Origin of the sequence: Pseudoalteromonas sp. GutCa3, assembly GCF_002836155.1 — a bacterium.
In the GTDB taxonomy this organism is placed as follows: domain Bacteria; phylum Pseudomonadota; class Gammaproteobacteria; order Enterobacterales; family Alteromonadaceae; genus Pseudoalteromonas; species Pseudoalteromonas arctica.
Map to the genome: position 1 here is coordinate 1 of NZ_PJBK01000088.1, position 19,927 is coordinate 19,927.

The window sequence follows — 19,927 nt, forward strand, 5'->3', positions numbered from 1 at the left end:
TATACATTCTAATTAATAACAAAGTTGTGTCTTGAATAATAGGTGCTATATTTATCACGTTATTAAAATAGAAACACACCTACTGCGACTCATGAAAAAGGATTAATTAATGATTCAAGCACGGCCGGTTAATAAAGGGTTATTAATCTCACTGCTTCCTCACGTCATTTTATTAGTCACGGGAATTATACTTACCTACTTTGCTCATATTAAACACCAAGAATCTATAGACAATAAAATAATCAGTTCGCTTAATAACCGCCTCTCCTCGATTTCTACAGGTATTAACAGTAGGCTAGATTTGTATCAATATGGGCTATTTGGTTTAAAGGGCTTTGTACATGGGATAGGTGCAAGTAACTTAAACTATCAAGCCATATCTAACTACTCTGGGAGCCGTAACTACGCTAAAGAATTCCCTGGAGCTAATGGTATTGGCTATATAAAAAAAGTTGGCGTTGAGCAATTAAATAATTTTTTGAATGATGCAAAAAACGATAGACCCGATCAGACATTTAATTTGAATACACTCGTAGCGACTAGTGATGAGCATTTTATAATTCAATATATTTTTCCTGAGCAAAAAAACTTACAAGCAATTGGATTAGATATTGGATCAGAGAGCATGCGCAAACAGGCAGCACTAAATGCTGCCATAAATAATACAACCCAATTAACGGCGCCACTGACTTTAGTGCAAGCGAGTAAACTCTCGCATCAAGGCTTTTTAATATTAGTGCCAATATATAAAACCATTACTATTTCTGATAATAAAAAACAGCGCCTTAATGAGCTTTTAGGTTGGGCATATTCGCCGTTATTAATCGATAAAATTTTAGACTCACTTTCACACATTGATGAAAATCAACTAACGATAAGTGATTTAAATAACAGTACTGAGACTGACTTTTTTAGTTATGGCATAAAAAGCACAACTAACGATTATCAATTAACTAAAATTATAAAATTAATGGGTAGAACGTGGAAAATTACCATTAATGCCTCAGACGCCTTTATTTACAACCTTCATCTTCCTAGTCAGTATCAAGCCATTGTTAATGGCTCTTTCGCCACTATTGGCTGTATGTTTATAGCTTTTTTAATGCAATTGTTTATTTTTAGAAGAAGCCAAAGAATTAAGAGAAAAACACTTCAGGCTAAAAAAAATAAACTCGCATTACAGCAAACAAATTTAAAATTAGAAAAAGAAGTAAAATTACGCACTAAAGAAATTGCCGATATAAGTATGCTTCAACAAAGTATTTTAAACAGTGCCAGTTACTCTATTATTGCGACCGACATAAATGGCTTAATTACTTTGTTTAATCCCGCCTCTGAAAAGTTATTAGGCTATAAAGCGCAAGACGTTATTGGAATTGAAAACCCGGGTATTTTTCATTTAAAAGAAGAAATTATAAAAAAAGCCAAACAGCTTAGTGCAGAGTTAAATGAACCTGTTTTCCCTGGTTTTGAAGTGTTTATCTTAAAAGCAACGGCTACAGAGCCTGATATCAATCAGTGGACATACATTTCTTCTACAGGCGAGCACATACAAGTTAATATAAGTGTCACCTCTTTATTAAATAACGAAAATGAAATTGTTGGCTATTTGGGTGTAGCATACGATTTGACCGAACAAATTAATCACGAACAAGCTCTCGGACATGCTAAAGAATTAGCTGAACAGGCATCACAAGCTAAATCTGAATTTTTAGCAAATATGAGTCACGAAATACGCACACCTATGAATGGCATACTAGGTACATTACAGTTACTGCAAGAGCAGCCATTGAATGAAAAATCAAAAGAGTATTTAAAAAAATCACTTTATTCGACCCGCTCACTCACCACTATTATTAATGATATCCTCGACTTTTCTAAAATTGAAGCTGGGAAGCTTTCATTAGAATATAAATCATTCGACCTTTTTGAACTTATTCACCACTTAGAGTCTGATCTTGGCCTGCAAGCCAGTGATAAAAATATATACCTTAAATTTATAATTAATATTGAGCATAAGTATTGGGTGGGCGACCCCGTTAGACTCAGACAGATATTTTTAAACCTAATATCTAATGCGATTAAGTTTACGTCGCAAGGTGGCGTTACAGTAACGTTTAGGCTAACCGACGAAAATAAAATATGTTGTTGTATATCAGACACCGGAATTGGAATTTCTGAGCAGGCTATAGAGCGATTGTTTGAGCGCTTTGAACAAGCAGAGCAATCAACTACGCGTGAATATGGCGGTACAGGTCTTGGCTTACCTATTACTAAATCATTAATAGGTTTAATGAATGGCGAAATTAAAGTAACAAGCCAATTAGATTCAGGTAGTCAGTTTTATGTGTACTTACCATTAAAACAAGCACAGATTGATGAAAGCACATTAATAACAAAAAATGTTGAGCTTCCTGACCTATCTGGAAAAACTATTTTATTAGCTGAAGATAATAAAATAAATCAGCTTGTTGCATCTGCGATGCTTGAGCCTACAAAAGCCACCATTATTATTGCCAACAATGGTTTAGAAGCAATCTCATTATACGAGTCACACAAGCCAGACATTATTTTTATGGACATTCAAATGCCTAAAATGGATGGTCTTCAGGCATGTAAAAAAATTAAGGCGCTTAATAGCGAACAAATTGTTATCGCATTAACCGCTAATGTTTTTACAGAGCAAAAAGAAATATACAGGCAGTTATTTGATGGTTACGTTTCAAAGCCAATTGAAAAACATGAACTTGTCGGCATGTTATCAACACTCTATTTAGTTAATAGTTAGTCATTGCGAAGGCATTAAAAAACCCAGTTACTAATACCTTTCGATATTAGTAACTGGGTTCTAAGAATAATGGTGGAGGGAGAGGGATTCGAACCCTCGTTAGGGATAAACCTAAACACACTTTCCAGGCGTGCGCCTTCAGCCACTCAGCCATCCCTCCACAGTGCTGCAATTGTGTAATGCAACAGCGCGCTATAGTATGAAATAGACCCTTAAGGTGCAAGGCATTTTTAAATATGAGCCTTTAAATGCTTACTTATCAAGCAATAGCTTATCTATAGGCACAAAAAACGGCTAAATCTAAGACCTAACCGTTTTAATTTATACTTTTAAAATTACTTAGCCATGCTCGCAGTAAATTCAAGCATGCGATTAAGCGACTTAAGTGCGCCTTCGCGTAAACCCATATCAACGAATACTTCTTTACCTTTAGGGCTTATGAGGGCTTCCTCAATCGCTTTTAAGCCATTCATTGCCATCCAAGGGCAATGTGCGCAACTTTTACATGAAGCGCCCTCACCTGCCGTTGGAGCCGCAAAAAACTCTTTATCTGGACATAGTTGCTGCATTTTATAAAAGATGCCGCGATCGGTTGCTACAATAAACTTTTTATTGTCCATTGTTTGCGCTGCTTTAATTAATTGGCTCGTAGATCCAACCGAATCGGCAAGTGCAACAATTTCTGCTGGTGACTCAGGATGAACTAATACGCCTGCATCTGGGTGCAGTGCTTTCATATCTTTTAAGGCTTTAGTTTTAAATTCGTCATGTACGATACATGCACCATTCCACATAAGCATATCAGCACCGGTATTTTTTTGAATATAACTACCAAGGTGCTTATCTGGGCCCCAAATAATTTTTTCGCCTTGCTCATCAAGGTGCTCTACTATTTCAAGTGCACATGATGAGGTTACAATCCAATCTGCACGCGCCTTAACTGCGGTAGAGGTGTTTGCATACACAACCACTTTACGGTCAGGGTGCTCATCACAAAACGCTGAGAACTCGTCTATCGGGCAACCAATATCTAGCGAACACGTCGCTTCAAGCGTTGGCATAACAACCGTTTTATTTGGCGTTAAAATTTTGGCTGTTTCGCCCATAAATTTCACGCCCGCAACGATGATCATATCTGCATCGTGACGTGCACCAAAACGTGCCATTTCTAGCGAATCGGCAACGCAACCGCCGGTTTCTTCAGCAAGTGCTTGAATTTCAGGATCGGTATAATAATGTGCAACAAGTACTGCATTTTTATCTTTTAGTAATTGTTTTATACGCGCTTTATATTCGCCTTGCTCGTCATTTGTTAACGGTGCTGGCTTAGGGGGGAAAATATAACCTTCAGGCATAATAGTTTGAGCTAGACTCATGTTCTCGACCACTTATCTACAGTGCATTAATTAGGGCGAATTATACGAGAATATAAACACAAATAACAGCAAACTAGTAAAGCTGTTTATAAAAATTAGAATGGGAATTTAAAAAAGAATATAAAGGAAAGTATTAGAGAGTGGTGGGTCATGATGGATTTGAACCATCGACCAATTGATTAAAAGTCAACTGCTCTACCAACTGAGCTAATGACCCGCTCTAATATAAATCTGCTTTGTAAAAAGCTGCGTAAATCCGCCGATTAAAACTTTCATAGAATGGTGGGTTATGATGGATTTGAACCATCGACCAATTGATTAAAAGTCAACTGCTCTACCAACTGAGCTAATAACCCGCTCTATGCGCTTATTCAATTATGAATGAAGCTTACGTATATCCGCCGATTGATGCCAAACACTATTCACAAGGAATAAAGAATGGTGGGTCATGATGGATTTGAACCATCGACCAATTGATTAAAAGTCAACTGCTCTACCAACTGAGCTAATGACCCGCTCTTATATAACTTTTCATAGAATGGTGGGTTATGATGGATTTGAACCATCGACCAATTGATTAAAAGTCAACTGCTCTACCAACTGAGCTAATAACCCGCTCTATGCACTTATTCAATTATGAATGAAGCTTACGTAAATCCGCCGATTGATGCCAAACACTATTCACAAGGAATAAAGAATGGTGGGTTATGATGGATTTGAACCATCGACCAATTGATTAAAAGTCAACTGCTCTACCAACTGAGCTAATAACCCGCTCTATTGTTGCGTTTTAAATGCAACTTACTATTTTACGTAAATCCGTCGATTGGAACCAATCACTATTCAAAGGAATAAAGAATGGTGGGTTATGATGGATTTGAACCATCGACCAATTGATTAAAAGTCAACTGCTCTACCAACTGAGCTAATAACCCGTTCCAGTTGCTAACTTATTTCTAAGTTAAAGCCTGCGTAAATCCGCCGATTGATGCCACACACTATTCACAAGCAATAAAGAATGGTGGGTCATGATGGATTTGAACCATCGACCAATTGATTAAAAGTCAACTGCTCTACCAACTGAGCTAATGACCCGCTCTGACGTTGCGTTTTATAACAACTTAGTATTCTACGTAAATCCGCCGATAAAAGACCATTCAAAGAATGGTGGGTTATGATGGATTTGAACCATCGACCAATTGATTAAAAGTCAACTGCTCTACCAACTGAGCTAATAACCCGCTCTTTTTGTCGCATTTCGAGTGGGGTAACCATTCGTTTGCTGCGGGCGCTTATAATACTTATTTATAAAATGAGTGCAACCGAAATTGTCTCTTTTTTTAAGTTTTTATGTCTAGATGCACAAAATTAAACCGTTTGTGCTCAAACTACATGCAAATCCAAGATTCTTCGAGAGTTTCCATGTAGTTTGCTCGCCCTAACTAGAAATTTAATCGCTAGTGAACTTAGTTTCCTAAACGATCAGTTGCTAGTTTTGCAGCGGTTGTACTTGGGTATTGATTGATAAGATCGCTCAATATTTTTTGTGCTTGCGCCGCTGAACCTTGATCTTGTAAAAGTGTGCCTAACTTTAGCATCGCATCTGGGCGTTTATTAGAATTTGGAAATTCGTTCACAACGACTTTAAAGTGCTCTACTGCTTTTACACCATCATTTTTAATAGTAAGCAACTGCCCTAACCAATAATGCGCATTAGACGCATAGACAGAGTTTGGGTAGGTAGTTAAAAACGTTTGAAATTCAGGAATCGCTTGGTCATAGCGTTTATCTTTCATTATTAACGCAACAGCGCGCTCATAGGCTTCGTTTTCAGATAAGTCACTGCTATAGGTCTGTGCATTGCTTTGTTGCGTGTAATCAGTTGCGGGAGCTGCTGCTGGCTGTGTATAAGCCTGGCTCACGCGGTTTTCAATTTCTTGATACAACTCACGCTGACGCTGCAGTACTTTTTCAAGCTTGTAGCTTTGCTCTTCGGTTACACCTCGAATTTGGCTTACTTCGTCTTGTAACAAGTTAAGCTGTTGCTGTAACTCAACTTGCAAAAAGTTACGCTGTTGCATCATATTCTCAAGCGACGCTAATCGCTTCTCAATACTTGATTGTGAACTCGCAGCTTCTGAAACAGGAGCGGGAGCAGCCATTAACTGGGTGCTCCCGCTCAATATCATGGCTGCCAAAATAATTTTCGGCTTCATAATATCTCTTATCTTAGTAAACTAGTACCGCACGGCGGTTTTTAGCGAAAGCTGATTCAGTGCGAGACTTAACCATTGGCTTCTCTTCACCGTAGCTTACCACTGACATTTGGCTAGCTGAAACACCTAAGCTTAATAAGTATTTTTCAACTGCTTGGCCACGGTGCTCACCTAGTGCAATATTGTACTCTGGAGTACCGCGCTCATCTGCATGGCCTTCAATTAGTACTTTAACTGATGAGTTTTGAACTAAAAACTCAGCATGTGCACGAAGTAAGTCTGCGTACTTGCTTTCAACTGTCGCAGTATCAAAATCAAAGTAGATTACTTGCTCTTGACGAAGTGCTTCGTACTTTTGACGAAGTTGCTCTTCTGCTTGTTGCTCAGGAGAGATTGTAGCTACTTCAACTGTATCAGTGTTAGTTGATTGCTCAACAACGCCTTGATTTGATTGGTTTGCAGCACCTTCATCAATATCTGAAGATGAGCTACAAGCTGCTAATGTCATTACTGGCACAGCAATTAGCAGGCCTTTAAGTATTTTGTTAAGTTGCATTGAGTAGATTCCTATTTTGAGTAAACCAGTAATATTACTGTAAGTATGGCGACCAAGCTGGTGCCTTTACTTGTCCGTCTAGCACAGGTAACCGTGCCTTAAAGCGGCCGTCCATCGATACTAGCGCAAGTACCTGTTTATTATTATGAAGCGTGCTATATATAATCATCGAACCATTTGGCGCTATGCTCGGTGATTCATCTAGGCGTGTTCTCGTTAATACTTGGAACGCGCCTGTAGCCAGCTCTTTCTTAGCAAGATGGTACTGCCCGTTGGTACGGTTAACCATCACTAATTCTTTTCCATCTGATGTTATTGAACCAGCAAGATTCATATCACCATCAAAGGTGAGTCGCTGTGACCTACCTGTTTTTAAATTTAACTTATAAATCTGAGCATTACCACCCCTTTCAGATGTAAACACAATATCTTGACCATTAGGGTGCCAAGATGGCTCAGTATCTATGCTACGGTGATTTGTTAAGCGTGTTTCTTTACGTGTAGCTAGGTCAAGCATGTAAACTTCTGTTGCACCCGTTTTGTCCTTAGAAAGCACTAACAATAGCTTTTTACCATCTGGCGAAAACTGCGGTGCACCATTAATACCACGGTAGCTTGCTATTATTTCGCGTTTACCTGTGTATATATCTTGAATGTAAATTTGGCTTTGACGGTTTTCAAACGTTACATACGCTAACTTAGTACCATCTGGTGACCACGCTGGCGACATTAAAGGCTCTTTTGAGCGAAGTAATACTTGCTCATTAAATCCGTCATAGTCTGCAACAACTAACTGATAAGGCTTATCATCATTATCACGTACTATTACATAGGCAATTTTAGTTAAAAATGCGCCTTTTTCACCAGTCAATCTTTCATAAATAACGTCACTGATTCGATGAGAGTAACGGCGAAAACCACTTTCACCAATAACACTTTCACGCGCTTCCAAAATATGATCTTGGCTTTTAACTAGCTTACCATTACTCATCATTTGTGTGTTGCCACCGGTAATTTGGCCGCGGATCACGTCAACTAACTCATAACGCACTAAGTAACGCCCATCAGTTTGCTGCTCAACTTCGCCCACTAATATCGCTTCCACACCTTTATTAACCCAAGATGCGTAATCAATTTCGCTATCTTTGGTTGGCTGTTGTGGCATCTGCGCTACATCTACAGGTTTAAATTTACCACTGCGCATTAAATCGGCAGCAATAACACTGCTTAATTTTTCAGGGATTGGGCCAACACCTTGGTACTTAAAAGGTACTATAGCAATGGGCCTTGCACCGTCTACACCCTCAGTTATTACAATTTCAAGTGCTGCATTAGCAACACCCACAAACCCAAACAGTAAAACTAAACAGGCTATTTTTATTTTGTTGAACATATCATTCCTTTAAAATTCTGGCTTGATTGTTAAATTAATATTCTTAAGTTGTTCGAATACGTCTTTATCTTTAGATACCGGTAATGTGTCGGCCATGCGCACTGCTCTTAATGCAGCTTCACATACCAACTTATCGCCACCTAATGATTTAACTTGCGTTACTAAACCATTAAAACCTAAACGAATATTTACTCGGCACTGTTGGTTTTTCATTTTTTCATCAATCAATAAGTTTTGCTGAATACGCGCCATAATTAATGCACGGTACTTATCAACTTCGCTCACCACTTGTTGTTGACGTATTTTACTACGGGCAGCCTGCTCTTTGGCAAGTTGCTCTTGTAACATTTGCTCTTGCATTGCTTGCTGGCGTTTACGTTCTGCCTCGGCTGCACGCTCTTTTGCTTCCTCTTCACGTTTTTTACGTTCAGCTTCTGCTTTTTTAAGTGCGTCTTCTTCGGTTTTACGCTTGTCAGCAGCAGCTTTTGCTGCACTTTCAGCTTCTTGCTTTTGCTTTTCGGCTTGCTTAGCTTTAGCGCGCTCTTTTTGCTCAATAGCACGTGCTTTTTTAGCTTGTGCTTGCGCCTCGGCTGTTTCTTTTTCTTTAGCTTTACGTTCTTGCTCTAGCTTTTTAATATGCCTAGATTCAGATTCGCGTTGCTTACGTGCATTTGCCGCTCTGCGTTCTAAATCGCGGATACGTTTGTCTTCAGCACTTTTTTTATCTTTTTCTTTCTTTTGGAGCTCAGCAATTTTTTGCTCAACTTGTTTTTGATCAACTGTAACGGCTGATACTGCTTTATCTGGCGTAGGTATAGCCGAATTAAGCGTTACCTCCATTACTTTAGGTGCTGGCGGATGAATGTTTGCAGACGCATACAAAAAACCACCAATGCCTAAATGAAGTACTATCGATTTTACTACTGAACTATTCATACAGCTACTTCCCCTCAAAGGATTCAGTCATTAATCCTACTGATGGTACGCCTGCATTTTTCAAAAAATCCATTAGTAATAATACTTCTTGATACGACACCTTACCCGAGCCTTTAATCATAACTGGCACGTCAGGGTTTTTCATTAACTGTAATTTTATAACCGCAGCAACATCAAGTGCTTCCATAGGCTCTTCAGGATCAGTACCTACGCTTACATAATATTTACCCTCTGCATCAATTGAAGCAATAATGGGAGGAGTATCTTTAGTATCAACTAAATCAGACTCTTCCATTTTAGGTAAATCAACTTTTACACCGTGTGTAATAAGCGGTGCTGTTGCCATAAATATAATAAGTAATACCAACATTACATCAATGTAAGGTACTACATTAATTTCTGCGACCGGACGGCGCTTTTTACGCTGATACATTCGCTTGTGCCTCTATTTGTGTAGCTGCTTGACGGTGTAAAATATTAGCAAACTCTTCCATAAAGTTAATATAGTGAGACTCAAGCTTTTCAACACTGTTTGAAAAGCGGTTATAAGCAATAACGGCCGGAATTGCCGCGAATAAACCCATAGCAGTCGCAATAAGTGCTTCTGCTATACCGGGTGCTACCATTTGTAATGTAGCTTGCTTAACTTCACCTAGTGCAATAAAGGCATTCATAATACCCCACACTGTACCAAACAAACCGATGTACGGACTAATAGAACCTACCGTTGCTAAAAACGATAAGCTAGATTCAATTTTTTCAATTTCACGAGAAAGCGCAACACGCATAGAACGATGCGTCCCTTCCATAACAATACTCGCACTTTGAAATGTATTCTTTTTATGACGAGCAAACTCTTTAAAGCCTGAAGTAAATAAGGCTTCAATACCTTGAGACTGACCGCTGCGTGACGATATTTCGTTATACAATTTACTTAGATCAATACCAGACCAAAATTTTTGCTCAAATTTCTTAGCATTTGATAGTGCATCTGATATTGCTTTTTTACGCTGAAATATAATTGTCCACGACATTACAGACATGGCAACTAGCCCTAACATCACTAACTGAACAAGCAAGCTTGCTTCTAAAATTAGGTCTAAAAAATTAAGCCCTGATCCCACGTTAAACTCCTAAGTAATTTCAAAATACGGCAAATTGGTTAATTTGTGTAAATATGACCGTTTATACGGTCAAAAGTTGCATCTAGTGTATCTAGTCCATTTCAAGCTGACAACGGTATTGCTATGAATAGGCAACAAAAAACGTTAAAAAACAGCTTTAGTTGGCATTTCCCTTTGCCTCAGTATTTTATTTAATCTTTTAAATAAACTCGCTAACAATAAATATGCGTAAATATATAAGTAAAACGTCATAAAATGCGCCGTTTATTCAAAATAAGAGCATAAACACTCAAAACCTATAAGCCTTACCTTCACGTAACAGTAAAACTAATACCGAGCCACATCAAAAGAAATTACTTAAGCTAGAAATTTCATTAACTTATAAATTTAACGATTAATTAACGCGCAAGATTCAAACAACAATAAAATTCACCGAATTAGTTTTTCTAATCTGAAAATACAAATTTTCTAGTTTGAACAAAAAGATGATCTTACGTATTATTCTCCCATACCGAACTAGCGCACCGAATGAGATAGTTTCATTAAGCCAAGTTCTTAGTAATAGGATATTTTATCGTATTACATTGTTTTACTCTTTCTGGATAAAACCAAATTCAGTAAAACGTAGTTCCCTGGATTACTTCCTTCAACTTGTTGTTTGCCCGCATTTTTTGCGGGCTTTTTTTTGCCTGCAATTTGGTGCGCTACATATTTTATACCAACCTGCATAAATCTTTGATCAATTTAACGAATTAAATTGCACTATAACGTCGTTAAAAATTTTTTATTTAGAACAACTAGATACAAAAACTTTTGCCTAGTTCTAGCGTAATTTTCTTAACGTTAAATAGACCCCATATATAAGCAGATTGGTATTATTTATAAACTAATAATTGCCCTACCTATTTTACAATAAGTAATTCGGTTACTAGTTTGAATGGTACGCAGGATAGCTTCGCGAGTCTTAACGCCCTGTGAATTAACAGTTAACTATAAAGCGTATAAGTATTTTGAAATAACATTTGCAACAGTGTGCTGAGGTTTTGGGTAAAATACCAGCCGTATAAATATTTGAAAGAAAGGGGTACTAAGTCAATTACCTGCTGCGCAATAAACCACAGCAAGTAATGTATATGATGAGGCTAGTCTTTTTTAGGAAGTAAACCAAAGTGATGATATGCACTGTCAGACACTATTCGCCCACGCGGAGTACGCTGAATAAACCCTTGCTGAATTAAAAACGGCTCTATTACATCTTCTATTGTTTCACGCTCTTCACCAATAGCTGCAGCTACATTGTCGAGTCCTACTGGGCCGCCCATGAATTTTTCAATTATGGCGAGTAAATATTTGCGATCCATATAATCAAAACCACTTTTATCTACATCAATCATATCAAGCGCTTGCTTAGCTACTTCGGCGTTTACTGTGCCGTCATATTTTACCTGTGTGTAATCGCGTACACGGCGTAATAAACGGTTTGCAATACGTGGTGTACCACGTGAACGTTGTGCAATTTCGGTTGCGCCATCATCACACATTTCTAAACCAAGATAATGTGCAGAGCGCCCTACTATGTGCGACAAATCTTCTACAGAATAAAACTCTAATCGCTGCACAATACCAAAACGGTCACGCAGTGGCGATGTTAGCGAGCCTGCTCGCGTAGTGGCACCAATAAGTGTAAATGCAGGTAAGTCTAATTTAATAGAACGCGCAGCTGGGCCTTCACCAATCATTATATCAAGCTGGTAGTCTTCCATTGCTGGATACAGTATTTCTTCAACTTGCGGGCTTAGCCTGTGTATTTCATCAATAAACAGTACATCGCCTTCTTCTAAATTAGTAAGTAACGCAGCTAAATCACCTGCTTTTTCAAGTACAGGGCCGGATGTTGTTTTAATACTTACGTGTAATTCGTTGGCTACAATATTTGCAAGCGTGGTTTTACCAAGCCCTGGTGGGCCAAATATTAATAAATGATCGAGCGCTTCACCACGGGTTCGGGCAGCTTCAATAAAAATTTCCATTTGCTGCTTAACATGAGGCTGGCCTCTGTAGTCGGCTAAAAGTTTTGGTCTTATTGCACGATCTATAGAGTCTTCATTTGTTTTTTCAGTCGCATCAATTAAGCGATCCGCTTCAATCATGGGTTACTCACAACATTGATTTTAAAGATTCTCTAATAAGAACCTCAGTAGACATATCGGGTTTGCTTATCGATTTTACTGCTTTTTGAGCTTGTGGCAATTTATAACCTAATGCAAGCAGTGCCGATACGGCATCATCGGCTGCGTTATTAGCTATTGTCGCATCGCTCATTGGCTCTATTACTGCACTGTCGCTAAATGGCGTAAATAAATCATTACCCCAATCTTTTAATCTGTCTTTCATTTCGAGTACTAAACGCTCGGCTGTTTTTTTACCTACACCCGGTAATTTAACTAGCGACGTTGAGTCTTCGTTATTTACACAGCTTACAAATTGCTTTGCCGACATGCCCGATAAAATAGCTAAGCCAAGTTTTGGCCCAACGCCATTTGCTTTTAATAGCTCTCTAAACAAGGCGCGTTCAACTTTATTATTAAAACCAAATAATAATTGAGCATCTTCACGCACTACAAAGTGGGTGTAAACAATCGCGTTTTCACCAATTTTTGGTAAATCGTAAAAACAGGTCATTGGCATTTGTACTTCGTAACCGACACCACTTACTTCGAGTAATATTTCTGGTGGCTGTTTTTCGACTAAAATACCATTTAAGCGGCCTATCATAGTTATTTCCTTAAACGTCCTCTAACGGTTTTGCTTGCGCTACCCGCTAGTTTAATTAAATTTTGTTCTGAGTGAGCGTGGCAAATCGCAATAGCGAGTGCATCAGCTGCATCGGCCTGTGGCGTACCTGGTAGTTTTAAAATATTTTTTACCATGTGTTGCACTTGTGTTTTATCTGCACCACCGTTGCCTACTACTGCTTGCTTAATTTGCCTAGCTGAGTATTCAAATACAGGTAAGTCGGCCATTGCAGCGCCAACAATCGCCGCGCCTCTAGCTTGGCCTAGTTTTAAAGCTGAATCGGGGTTATGCGCCATAAATACTTTTTCAATGGCAAAAGTTTCTGGTGAAAACTGTTCAATAAGCTGTGTAATGCCTTGGTAGATCATTTTAAGCCTAACCGGAAAAGGATGATCGGCTAACTTAATACAACCACTGCCTAAGTATGTAAACTTAGAACCTTGGTGGGCAACAACGCCATATCCGGTCAAACGTGAACCAGGATCGATCCCTAAAATAATGGCCAAACAGCACTCCATTGTTATTATTTTTAAATTACGCTAATAATGCCAGAGCACTGTATAAATTACCAGTACAAAGAAAAACAAAAATGCCCACGTGTTAGGTGGGCATTTGAAGGAGCATGTTAGTTTAAGCTTACCCTAGGGCACGCACTAATCCTTGGGTATTTTGTTTAAGTGTTCGGGCAATCATTAAATAGCCTAAACCAGCCACAAATACACCGCCAGCTACCGGACCAATAATCCATATATGCGGATGTAACTTACCTGCTAAATCAAACATTTGTTGCTGCACAATTAAAAGCGCTATATCACTAAAAAATGCAGCAACTAAGCCAGCTAAACCGCCGAGTAATAAAAACTCGTACAAGGTCGCGTTTTTAATTAATCGGCTTTTAGCCCCAAGCGTTCGCAGTATGACAATTTCTTGCATACGCTCACCTAAACTAGCTTGCACTTGCGATATAAGTACAAGCGCGCCACACAGCACAACAATTGCAAGTACAAAGCCAATGGCGAGTGATACTTGCGAAATAGTTGTTTGTATTTGCTTAACAAAGTTATCAATATCAATCGCTGTAATAGTAGGGTAAGTACGCAATAACTGGCTAAAATCACGCTTTTGATCTGGGTTTATACGTACCGACGAAATATACGTTGCCGGAAAATCTGCAAGTACATCTGGGCTTAAAATAATAAAAAAGTTAGGTTTAAGCGTGGCCCAATTAACTTTGCGCACACTGGTGATTTTAGCATCGAACGACTGCGAACCAATTAAAAATGTAAGCGTATCGCCTATCTCAACATCTAAACGCTCAAGCATCGACTCCTCTACTGAGGCTTCAGCCATCGCATTTTTACCAAACCACGTGCCTTGTGTTACTTCATTCTGGTCAGGCACATCTTTAAGCCATGTAAGGTTTAGCTCGCGGCCAATACCTGCACGTGCTTCTTCGTCTTTTTTCTCGTTGTCTTGCAGCGATACAGAACGTGCTACCAACTCGCCATTTACCGCATTTACGCGCCCACGAATAGTGGGATAAAACTCTGATACTTGAATATCTTTTTGAGCTAAATATTCATTAATTGGCTCAAGCTCATTTTGCGTAATATTAACTAAAAACGCATTAGGCGCATCGGCAGGAAGTTGCGACTGCCAATCAGATATCATGTCGTTTTTAAGTACCACTAAAAACAGCAGTAATTTAATCGCTAACGAAAAACTAATTAACTGTACCGCGTTCACATTTGCACGCTTTTGAATAGATGCAATTGCAAGCGACCAACTGTTACCTGGTTTTAAGCCAAGCTTTCGACCGCCACCAAATATTAATTTAGATATCAAAAACAACACACCAATTAGCGCAAGTGTTGATATAAACAAAATAAGCGTTATTTTTATGTTGTTACTAAATAACCACATTAATAAAAACACGGTTAGCGCACTCATGCCTAAATGCACACGACTTACTGCCAACTTGTCACCTAAGTTACGGCGCAGCACTCTAAGCGGTGGAATATCAAATAAATCAAATAACGGTTTAATAGAAAACATAACGGCACAAATTACGCCAGTGCTTATAGCCACCAGCCAAGGTTTAAAGCCACCTAAAGGTAGCTCTGTGCCCATACTTTTCGATAAGTAACTTGTTGCTATTTCTTGCAAGCCATAACCAATTAACAGCCCAATACTTACCGCCATTGCACATACAAGCAATAAATGGAGCATGTATATTTTGCGGATCATTGAACGGCTACCGCCTAGCGTTTTCATCATCGCTACTGGGTCGTATTGGCGTTCACAATAACGTTTTGCTGAAACGGCTATAGCCACTGCGGCTAAAATAATACCTAATAGGCCGGCAAGTAATAAAAAGCTCTCTGCACGGTTTAAACTATTTGAAATAGGTGATTGACGGTCTTTAACGCCGTACCATTGTTGGTTTTCTTTCATTTGTGGTTTAAGCCACTCGTAAAAGCTATTTATATCGGCCTCACTACCTGCATAAAGTTGGCGATAATAAACACGACTACCTGGCTGCACAACTTCGGTTTTTGCCACATCGTCAATATTAATAAGCACGCGACGGCTGCTCGAAAATACATTAAATGGCGCATCGGGCTCTTCTACAATAACTTTTGAAACATTAAATAATGCAGCGCCAAGCTCTACTTGCGCGCCTATATCAATATTTAAACTGTAAAATACTGATTCACTTAGCCACACATTACCAGGCGTTGGCCCGCTATTAGCAACCTTAGTTTCACCTGTTAAGGTATCCTTAACTTTTAACTGCCCTTTTAACGGGTACGCATTAGATGCCGCTTTTACTGAGCTAAACTGCATTTCATCATCGGCAAACAACATAGTGTCGAAGTACACCATTTGCGCCGTTTTTAAATTTTGGCTCTGTGCTTTAGTAATAAAAGCAGTGTCGAGAACATGATCGCTTGCAAGTACACGGTCTGCTGCAATAAAAGCACTGCTTTTTTGCGCAATACTTTGCCCTATTCGCTCAGTAACCATAGACAGTGTAAGCACGGTTAAAACAGCAAGGGCGATAGCTGCGCTTATAACTGTTAGCTCACCACGGCGAAATTCTCGCGAAAATAACTTAAGCGCTAACTTAACCCACATTAGCAACGTCCTCTACTTGGCTTTTTACCAGTAAACCCGCCTCTATTTGAATAGTGTGCTCACATTTTTGTGCAAGCCCTTCATCGTGAGTAACCAAAATAAGCGTGGTGCCGTGTTGCGTGTTTAAATCAAATAATAAGGATTCAATCATTTTACCGTTTTTGCTGTCTAAATTAGCCGAAGGCTCATCAGCAAACAGTATTTTAGGTGTACCAATAAATGCTCGCGCAATAGCAACACGCTGTTGTTCACCGCCAGAGAGTTGCGACGGGTAATGATCAATTCGATGGCTCAAGCCTACTTTTTCAAGTAATGCAATTGCTTGCTCTTTTGCATCACTTTCGCCAGCAAGTTCTGCTGGTAGCATAACGTTTTCTAGTGCAGTTAAGCTTTGTACTAACATGAACGATTGAAACACAAATCCAATTTTAGCCGCGCGCAGTGCAGCACGCTCTTCTTCATCTAAATTGTGTAATGGCTCGCCATCTAAAAATATTTCGCCGCTGCTTGCGGTATCCAGCCCTGCTAATAAACTGAGTAACGTTGATTTACCAGAGCCCGACGTGCCAACAATAGCAACAGACTCGCCATGCTTGACATTAAAGCTGATGTCACTGAGGATGGGCAGCTCGCCTTCAAAGGTGGAGACTACTTTAGACAAACCATTAACCTGAATTATATTTAATTGAGAAAGCGCTGACATATGACTCATTCAATCCTTCGTTTAGTATTCATTTTATTTTTAGTTATCAAACCGCTGAGCGCAGCAGCCGACAACACGATTTTAATACTCGGTGACAGTTTAAGCGCAGCCTACGGACTTCAACAAGAAGAAGGCTGGGTAAAATTGTTACAAGATAAATACGATGACGAACACGCCGACATTGAACTTATCAACGCCAGTATTAGTGGCGAAACATCTGGTGGAGCCCTACGCCGTTTAGATGCATTGCTTGAGCAATACGAACCCACTCATGTACTTATTGAGCTAGGTGCTAATGACGGTTTACGTGGTTTTCCAGTCAAAAAAATGCAAACTAACTTAACGTCTCTTATTCAAAAAAGCCAAGCAGCTAATGCGATGACCGCCTTAATGGAGATTTACATTCCCCCTAATTACGGTCCGCGTTACAGCAAAATGTTTACAGACACTTTCTCGCGCGTTAGCGAAGAAACAAATGCGCATTTAATGAACTTTTTTATGCTCGATGTTGCTGGTCAACCTGAGCTAATGCAAAACGATAGTTTACACCCTAACAAAAAAGCTCAACCATTAATACGAGATGAGATGTATGACTCGATCAAAAAGTGGTTAAATAAAGACTAGCCAATTAATATACCGCAAGAGTGCCTTTTTAGGTCTCTTGCGTAATAAACACCCAAACAAACAATCGCTTATTGATTTTTAAAAAAATACACGTACTATTGCATACAAATCGGTATGTGGCGCAGCTTGGTAGCGCACTGTCATGGGGTGGCAGGGGTCGAGAGTTCGAATCTCTCCATACCGACCAATTAAATCAACATCTTAGATTTAAATTTAATCCCGAGCCTTCAATTCTTCCGTAAAATAATACTTTCAACGTTAATTGATATCACGAGTGTCTAGGTGTAAGGTTAATTTCAGATCTAAATTTATTTGAGGCGGTAAAATGAGTGAAAATAAGAAAAAAATCACAAAGAGTATGATTTTAAGATCTGTTGCTAGCTCTACTGCCATCGAAACTGGCGAAACAGTTAAAACAATAGAGAAAAAGCTAAAAGCAAACAAACTCAAATATGAGTCTCTTTCGCTCGCTATTTAATTATATCTCTCACAAGCCTTTCAATGTGTTGGTAATTTTTATTTACACCCGCTTGAATTGACTTGAAATAAAAGTCTTTATGCTCGTCCCACAAGCTATAATCAAGCGTTCCTTTACCAGCTTTACTGCACAAAAAATCCATTAATAAACGGCTTATCCTACCGTTACCTTCACGAAATGGATGAATTAAAATAAACTCAACATGGCTCTGCGCTATAAATGACACAAGCTCTTCATCTGTCATTTCTGGTAAATTATTAAATCGAGATAAATACTCACCTTCAAATAACCTAATATTTTTCTCAATTTGTAAAGGCGACATAAACTGAAATCCGCCCTTGCCCATATCAATACTTCTTATTTTACCTGCCCATTCGTATACATTACCTAGCCACTGCCTGTGCCAATTAGCAATATTTTGAAAAGAAAATGTACCATTTTTTGAGTCAGTCGTCGTAAAAATTTTTTCATATAGCTTAACTAAAAGAACGGCTTCAATATCATCCATTTCCGTTTCATCAACAATCGCTAACTTGTTTGCTAAAACTAGCCTTTCAGACCCAGGTTGATATTGCGCTTCAACAGAGTCACTTTCGTATTTAGACATTTTATTGAACCAGTAAAATAATGAGTGTAAAAGTGCGTACCAACCAATGCAAGTAACCTTTAGCGTTGCCCATTTTATGTAAGTCAAAGCTTAATAAGTCACCAAATATTAAATACCACAATAAAACTAAATGGCAAACTTAAAGATAATCAAGCACCAAACATCTTAATACTCATTATCAACACAAATAGCATTCTCTGCGGGGCTTCGTGCACATGAATTGTTGACCATAGCCAAAGTTGAAGAGCGCAAAGCAGATAAACGGCCAGCTTTTGATTCAAAATGGTCTGGCAGAAACGGCGTGCTATATACAGTGACAGGTAAAGGAGGTTTAACACGCGAAGTCCTAATACCTTACAATTTATCAGCTAAATTAGAACTTCGAAAACTTAAACAACCTGCCACTGTTGTTGACAGAAAAATAAACTACTTACAGCTTTACGATATTCGAGGTGGTAAAAAGTGGTCTGATTCATTTAATAAAGCATCAAACCCTACGCTTTTATTTTCAAATGGTGCACACGGACTCAGGCATAGCTACGCACAAGAAAGGCTATTAGAGCTGATACTCAACCAATATCCATATCAAATAGCATTAGGAACCGTTTCGCAAGAAATGGGGCATTTTAGACCAGAAATCACTGAGGTATATTTAAGGTAACTAAGGAATAAGAGAACATTGAACGCCCTAAGCATTTTCTTTATTACTTATTTAAATAAAGACAAAATTACTTTATACCTTCTTCACTAGCAAACTACATTTTGTTAGAGTTAAAATATTGTTTAAAATAGCCTTTTAGTGATAATTGAATGAAGTTAGCTTTTCTCTACATTGAAAACCATAAAGCACTAGAAAATATTGATATACGGATCAATAGTTCTCACAATTGTAACTATTTCAAGGGAAAATTAACTCTGCAGTCCTCCCCGAGTGAACTTGATTACTACCAAGGCTTAGATTGCAGTGCAATAATTGGTAAAAATGGTGTCGGTAAGAGTACTATTCTTGATTTTATAGAGGTTGCTTATCAAGGAACTGAATCTAGCGGAATTATTGTATGGTTTGATGATGCAAATGAAAAATACCATATATGTACTATTAACATTCACCTTGATGAGAATTTAATTGTAAGTAACAAAGATTTTGTTTTAGAAGAAAATTTATCAAAGCTAGTTAAGCGTTATAAGATCA

Annotated in this window: 18 protein-coding genes and 10 tRNA genes; 6 read left to right on the forward strand and 22 right to left on the reverse strand. The window is 38.6% G+C overall.

The genetic code is table 11. The features are described 5' to 3' along the window. Window positions 1-109 precede the first annotated feature (109 nt). A complete protein-coding gene (locus tag CXF64_RS15940; protein ID WP_101217500.1) occupies window positions 110-2,788 on the forward strand; it encodes a CHASE domain-containing protein in 2,679 nt (892 codons plus the stop codon). A gap of 70 nt (window positions 2,789-2,858) precedes the next feature. Here the strand turns inward: CXF64_RS15940 and CXF64_RS15945 are convergent. The 21 genes from CXF64_RS15945 to CXF64_RS16045 form a co-directional block, all read right to left on the reverse strand. Continuing rightward, window positions 2,859-2,948: transfer RNA gene (locus CXF64_RS15945), tRNA-Ser, on the reverse strand. Window positions 2,949-3,123: 175 nt separating this feature from the next. After that, entirely contained in the window at window positions 3,124-4,164 is a 1,041-nt protein-coding gene (gene nadA, locus CXF64_RS15950) for a quinolinate synthase NadA (protein WP_010554042.1), read from the reverse strand. 141 nt (window positions 4,165-4,305) lie between these two features. Beyond that, window positions 4,306-4,381 (reverse strand) — tRNA-Lys (locus tag CXF64_RS15955). 63 nt (window positions 4,382-4,444) lie between these two features. After that, window positions 4,445-4,520: transfer RNA gene (locus CXF64_RS15960), tRNA-Lys, on the reverse strand. Between the two features lie 83 nt (window positions 4,521-4,603). Next, window positions 4,604-4,679, reverse strand: a tRNA-Lys gene (locus CXF64_RS15965). Window positions 4,680-4,703: 24 nt separating this feature from the next. After that, window positions 4,704-4,779, reverse strand: a tRNA-Lys gene (locus CXF64_RS15970). Between the two features lie 83 nt (window positions 4,780-4,862). Continuing rightward, a tRNA-Lys gene (locus tag CXF64_RS15975) sits at window positions 4,863-4,938 on the reverse strand. 85 nt (window positions 4,939-5,023) lie between these two features. Further along, a tRNA-Lys gene (locus tag CXF64_RS15980) sits at window positions 5,024-5,099 on the reverse strand. Window positions 5,100-5,183: 84 nt separating this feature from the next. Beyond that, window positions 5,184-5,259 (reverse strand) — tRNA-Lys (locus CXF64_RS15985). A 70-nt stretch (window positions 5,260-5,329) separates the two neighbouring features. Further along, a tRNA-Lys gene (locus CXF64_RS15990) sits at window positions 5,330-5,405 on the reverse strand. Window positions 5,406-5,630: 225 nt separating this feature from the next. Beyond that, on the reverse strand, window positions 5,631-6,380 hold the full coding sequence (ybgF, locus tag CXF64_RS15995) for a tol-pal system protein YbgF (RefSeq protein WP_024590479.1): 750 nt from the start codon (window positions 6,378-6,380) through the stop codon (window positions 5,631-5,633). Window positions 6,381-6,393: 13 nt separating this feature from the next. After that, window positions 6,394-6,936 (reverse strand): peptidoglycan-associated lipoprotein Pal, encoded by a 543-nt coding sequence (gene pal / locus CXF64_RS16000; protein ID WP_024590480.1) that lies wholly within the window; start codon window positions 6,934-6,936, stop codon window positions 6,394-6,396. 34 nt (window positions 6,937-6,970) lie between these two features. Then, window positions 6,971-8,329 carry a Tol-Pal system beta propeller repeat protein TolB gene (gene tolB / locus CXF64_RS16005; RefSeq protein ID WP_101217501.1) on the reverse strand — a complete coding sequence of 453 codons (1,359 nt, stop codon included), beginning with the start codon at window positions 8,327-8,329 and terminating at the stop codon, window positions 6,971-6,973. Between the two features lie 9 nt (window positions 8,330-8,338). After that, window positions 8,339-9,265: a cell envelope integrity protein TolA gene (gene tolA / locus CXF64_RS16010; RefSeq protein ID WP_007580388.1), complete on the reverse strand. Its 927-nt coding sequence runs from the start codon at window positions 9,263-9,265 to the stop codon at window positions 8,339-8,341. Window positions 9,266-9,269: 4 nt separating this feature from the next. Further along, entirely contained in the window at window positions 9,270-9,698 is a 429-nt protein-coding gene (gene tolR / locus CXF64_RS16015) for a protein TolR (RefSeq protein WP_007580386.1), read from the reverse strand. Continuing rightward, window positions 9,685-10,389 carry a protein TolQ gene (gene tolQ / locus CXF64_RS16020; protein ID WP_007580384.1) on the reverse strand — a complete coding sequence of 235 codons (705 nt, stop codon included), beginning with the start codon at window positions 10,387-10,389 and terminating at the stop codon, window positions 9,685-9,687. Before tolQ ends, tolR begins: the two co-directional genes overlap by 14 nt. A 1,142-nt stretch (window positions 10,390-11,531) precedes the next feature. Continuing rightward, window positions 11,532-12,539: a Holliday junction branch migration DNA helicase RuvB gene (gene ruvB, locus CXF64_RS16025; RefSeq protein WP_101217502.1), complete on the reverse strand. Its 1,008-nt coding sequence runs from the start codon at window positions 12,537-12,539 to the stop codon at window positions 11,532-11,534. A gap of 7 nt (window positions 12,540-12,546) precedes the next feature. Then, window positions 12,547-13,164 (reverse strand): Holliday junction branch migration protein RuvA, encoded by a 618-nt coding sequence (ruvA, locus tag CXF64_RS16030; protein WP_002960647.1) that lies wholly within the window; start codon window positions 13,162-13,164, stop codon window positions 12,547-12,549. A 2-nt stretch (window positions 13,165-13,166) separates the two neighbouring features. Further along, the gene (ruvC, locus tag CXF64_RS16035; RefSeq protein ID WP_002960649.1) at window positions 13,167-13,691 is read right to left on the reverse strand and encodes a crossover junction endodeoxyribonuclease RuvC; all 525 of its coding nucleotides are present in this window, start codon (window positions 13,689-13,691) and stop codon (window positions 13,167-13,169) included. A gap of 130 nt (window positions 13,692-13,821) precedes the next feature. Further along, complete coding sequence (locus CXF64_RS16040; protein ID WP_101163333.1) at window positions 13,822-16,323, reverse strand: ABC transporter permease; 2,502 nt, start codon at window positions 16,321-16,323, stop codon at window positions 13,822-13,824. Next, window positions 16,313-17,026, reverse strand: coding sequence for an ABC transporter ATP-binding protein (locus CXF64_RS16045; RefSeq protein WP_101163335.1), 714 nt, complete (start codon window positions 17,024-17,026; stop codon window positions 16,313-16,315). The genes CXF64_RS16040 and CXF64_RS16045 overlap by 11 nt, the downstream gene beginning before the upstream one ends. Here CXF64_RS16045 and CXF64_RS16050 point away from each other — a divergent pair, their 5' ends adjacent. The 3 genes from CXF64_RS16050 to CXF64_RS20850 all read left to right on the forward strand — a co-directional run bounded on the left by CXF64_RS16050 (window position 17,027) and on the right by CXF64_RS20850 (window position 18,128). Continuing rightward, complete coding sequence (locus CXF64_RS16050; protein WP_101217503.1) at window positions 17,027-17,650, forward strand: arylesterase; 624 nt, start codon at window positions 17,027-17,029, stop codon at window positions 17,648-17,650. A gap of 110 nt (window positions 17,651-17,760) precedes the next feature. After that, a tRNA-Pro gene (locus CXF64_RS16055) sits at window positions 17,761-17,837 on the forward strand. 138 nt (window positions 17,838-17,975) lie between these two features. After that, window positions 17,976-18,128, forward strand: a complete 153-nt coding sequence (locus tag CXF64_RS20850) for a hypothetical protein (protein WP_165783594.1) — start codon at window positions 17,976-17,978, stop codon at window positions 18,126-18,128. Here the strand turns inward: CXF64_RS20850 and CXF64_RS16060 are convergent. Then, on the reverse strand, window positions 18,121-18,735 hold the full coding sequence (locus CXF64_RS16060; RefSeq protein WP_039490143.1) for a Fic/DOC family protein: 615 nt from the start codon (window positions 18,733-18,735) through the stop codon (window positions 18,121-18,123). The genes CXF64_RS20850 and CXF64_RS16060 overlap by 8 nt on opposite strands. Before the next feature lie 220 nt (window positions 18,736-18,955). On the opposite strand from CXF64_RS16060, the gene CXF64_RS16065 reads away from it, so the two are divergent. Beyond that, window positions 18,956-19,396: a hypothetical protein gene (locus tag CXF64_RS16065; RefSeq protein ID WP_232783809.1), complete on the forward strand. Its 441-nt coding sequence runs from the start codon at window positions 18,956-18,958 to the stop codon at window positions 19,394-19,396. A 149-nt stretch (window positions 19,397-19,545) separates the two neighbouring features. Beyond that, window positions 19,546-19,927, forward strand: a 382-nt coding sequence (locus tag CXF64_RS16070; RefSeq protein WP_157823674.1) for an AAA family ATPase, incomplete at its 3' end; no start/stop codon positions are given.

Coding starts and splice junctions, on each gene's coding strand:
- ruvA (WP_002960647.1), bottom strand. CDS start 13,164: ATGATAGGCCGCTTAAATGGTATTTTAGTCGAAAAACAGCCACCAGAA.
- CXF64_RS15940 (WP_101217500.1), top strand. CDS start 110: ATGATTCAAGCACGGCCGGTTAATAAAGGGTTATTAATCTCACTGCTT.
- ruvB (WP_101217502.1), bottom strand. CDS start 12,539: ATGATTGAAGCGGATCGCTTAATTGATGCGACTGAAAAAACAAATGAA.
- tolA (WP_007580388.1), bottom strand. CDS start 9,265: ATGAATAGTTCAGTAGTAAAATCGATAGTACTTCATTTAGGCATTGGT.
- ybgF (WP_024590479.1), bottom strand. CDS start 6,380: ATGAAGCCGAAAATTATTTTGGCAGCCATGATATTGAGCGGGAGCACC.
- tolB (WP_101217501.1), bottom strand. CDS start 8,329: ATGTTCAACAAAATAAAAATAGCCTGTTTAGTTTTACTGTTTGGGTTT.
- CXF64_RS20850 (WP_165783594.1), top strand. CDS start 17,976: ATGAGTGAAAATAAGAAAAAAATCACAAAGAGTATGATTTTAAGATCT.
- CXF64_RS16050 (WP_101217503.1), top strand. CDS start 17,027: ATGACTCATTCAATCCTTCGTTTAGTATTCATTTTATTTTTAGTTATC.
- nadA (WP_010554042.1), bottom strand. CDS start 4,164: ATGAGTCTAGCTCAAACTATTATGCCTGAAGGTTATATTTTCCCCCCT.
- CXF64_RS16060 (WP_039490143.1), bottom strand. CDS start 18,735: ATGTCTAAATACGAAAGTGACTCTGTTGAAGCGCAATATCAACCTGGG.
- pal (WP_024590480.1), bottom strand. CDS start 6,936: ATGCAACTTAACAAAATACTTAAAGGCCTGCTAATTGCTGTGCCAGTA.
- tolR (WP_007580386.1), bottom strand. CDS start 9,698: ATGTATCAGCGTAAAAAGCGCCGTCCGGTCGCAGAAATTAATGTAGTA.
- CXF64_RS16040 (WP_101163333.1), bottom strand. CDS start 16,323: ATGTGGGTTAAGTTAGCGCTTAAGTTATTTTCGCGAGAATTTCGCCGT.
- CXF64_RS16045 (WP_101163335.1), bottom strand. CDS start 17,026: ATGTCAGCGCTTTCTCAATTAAATATAATTCAGGTTAATGGTTTGTCT.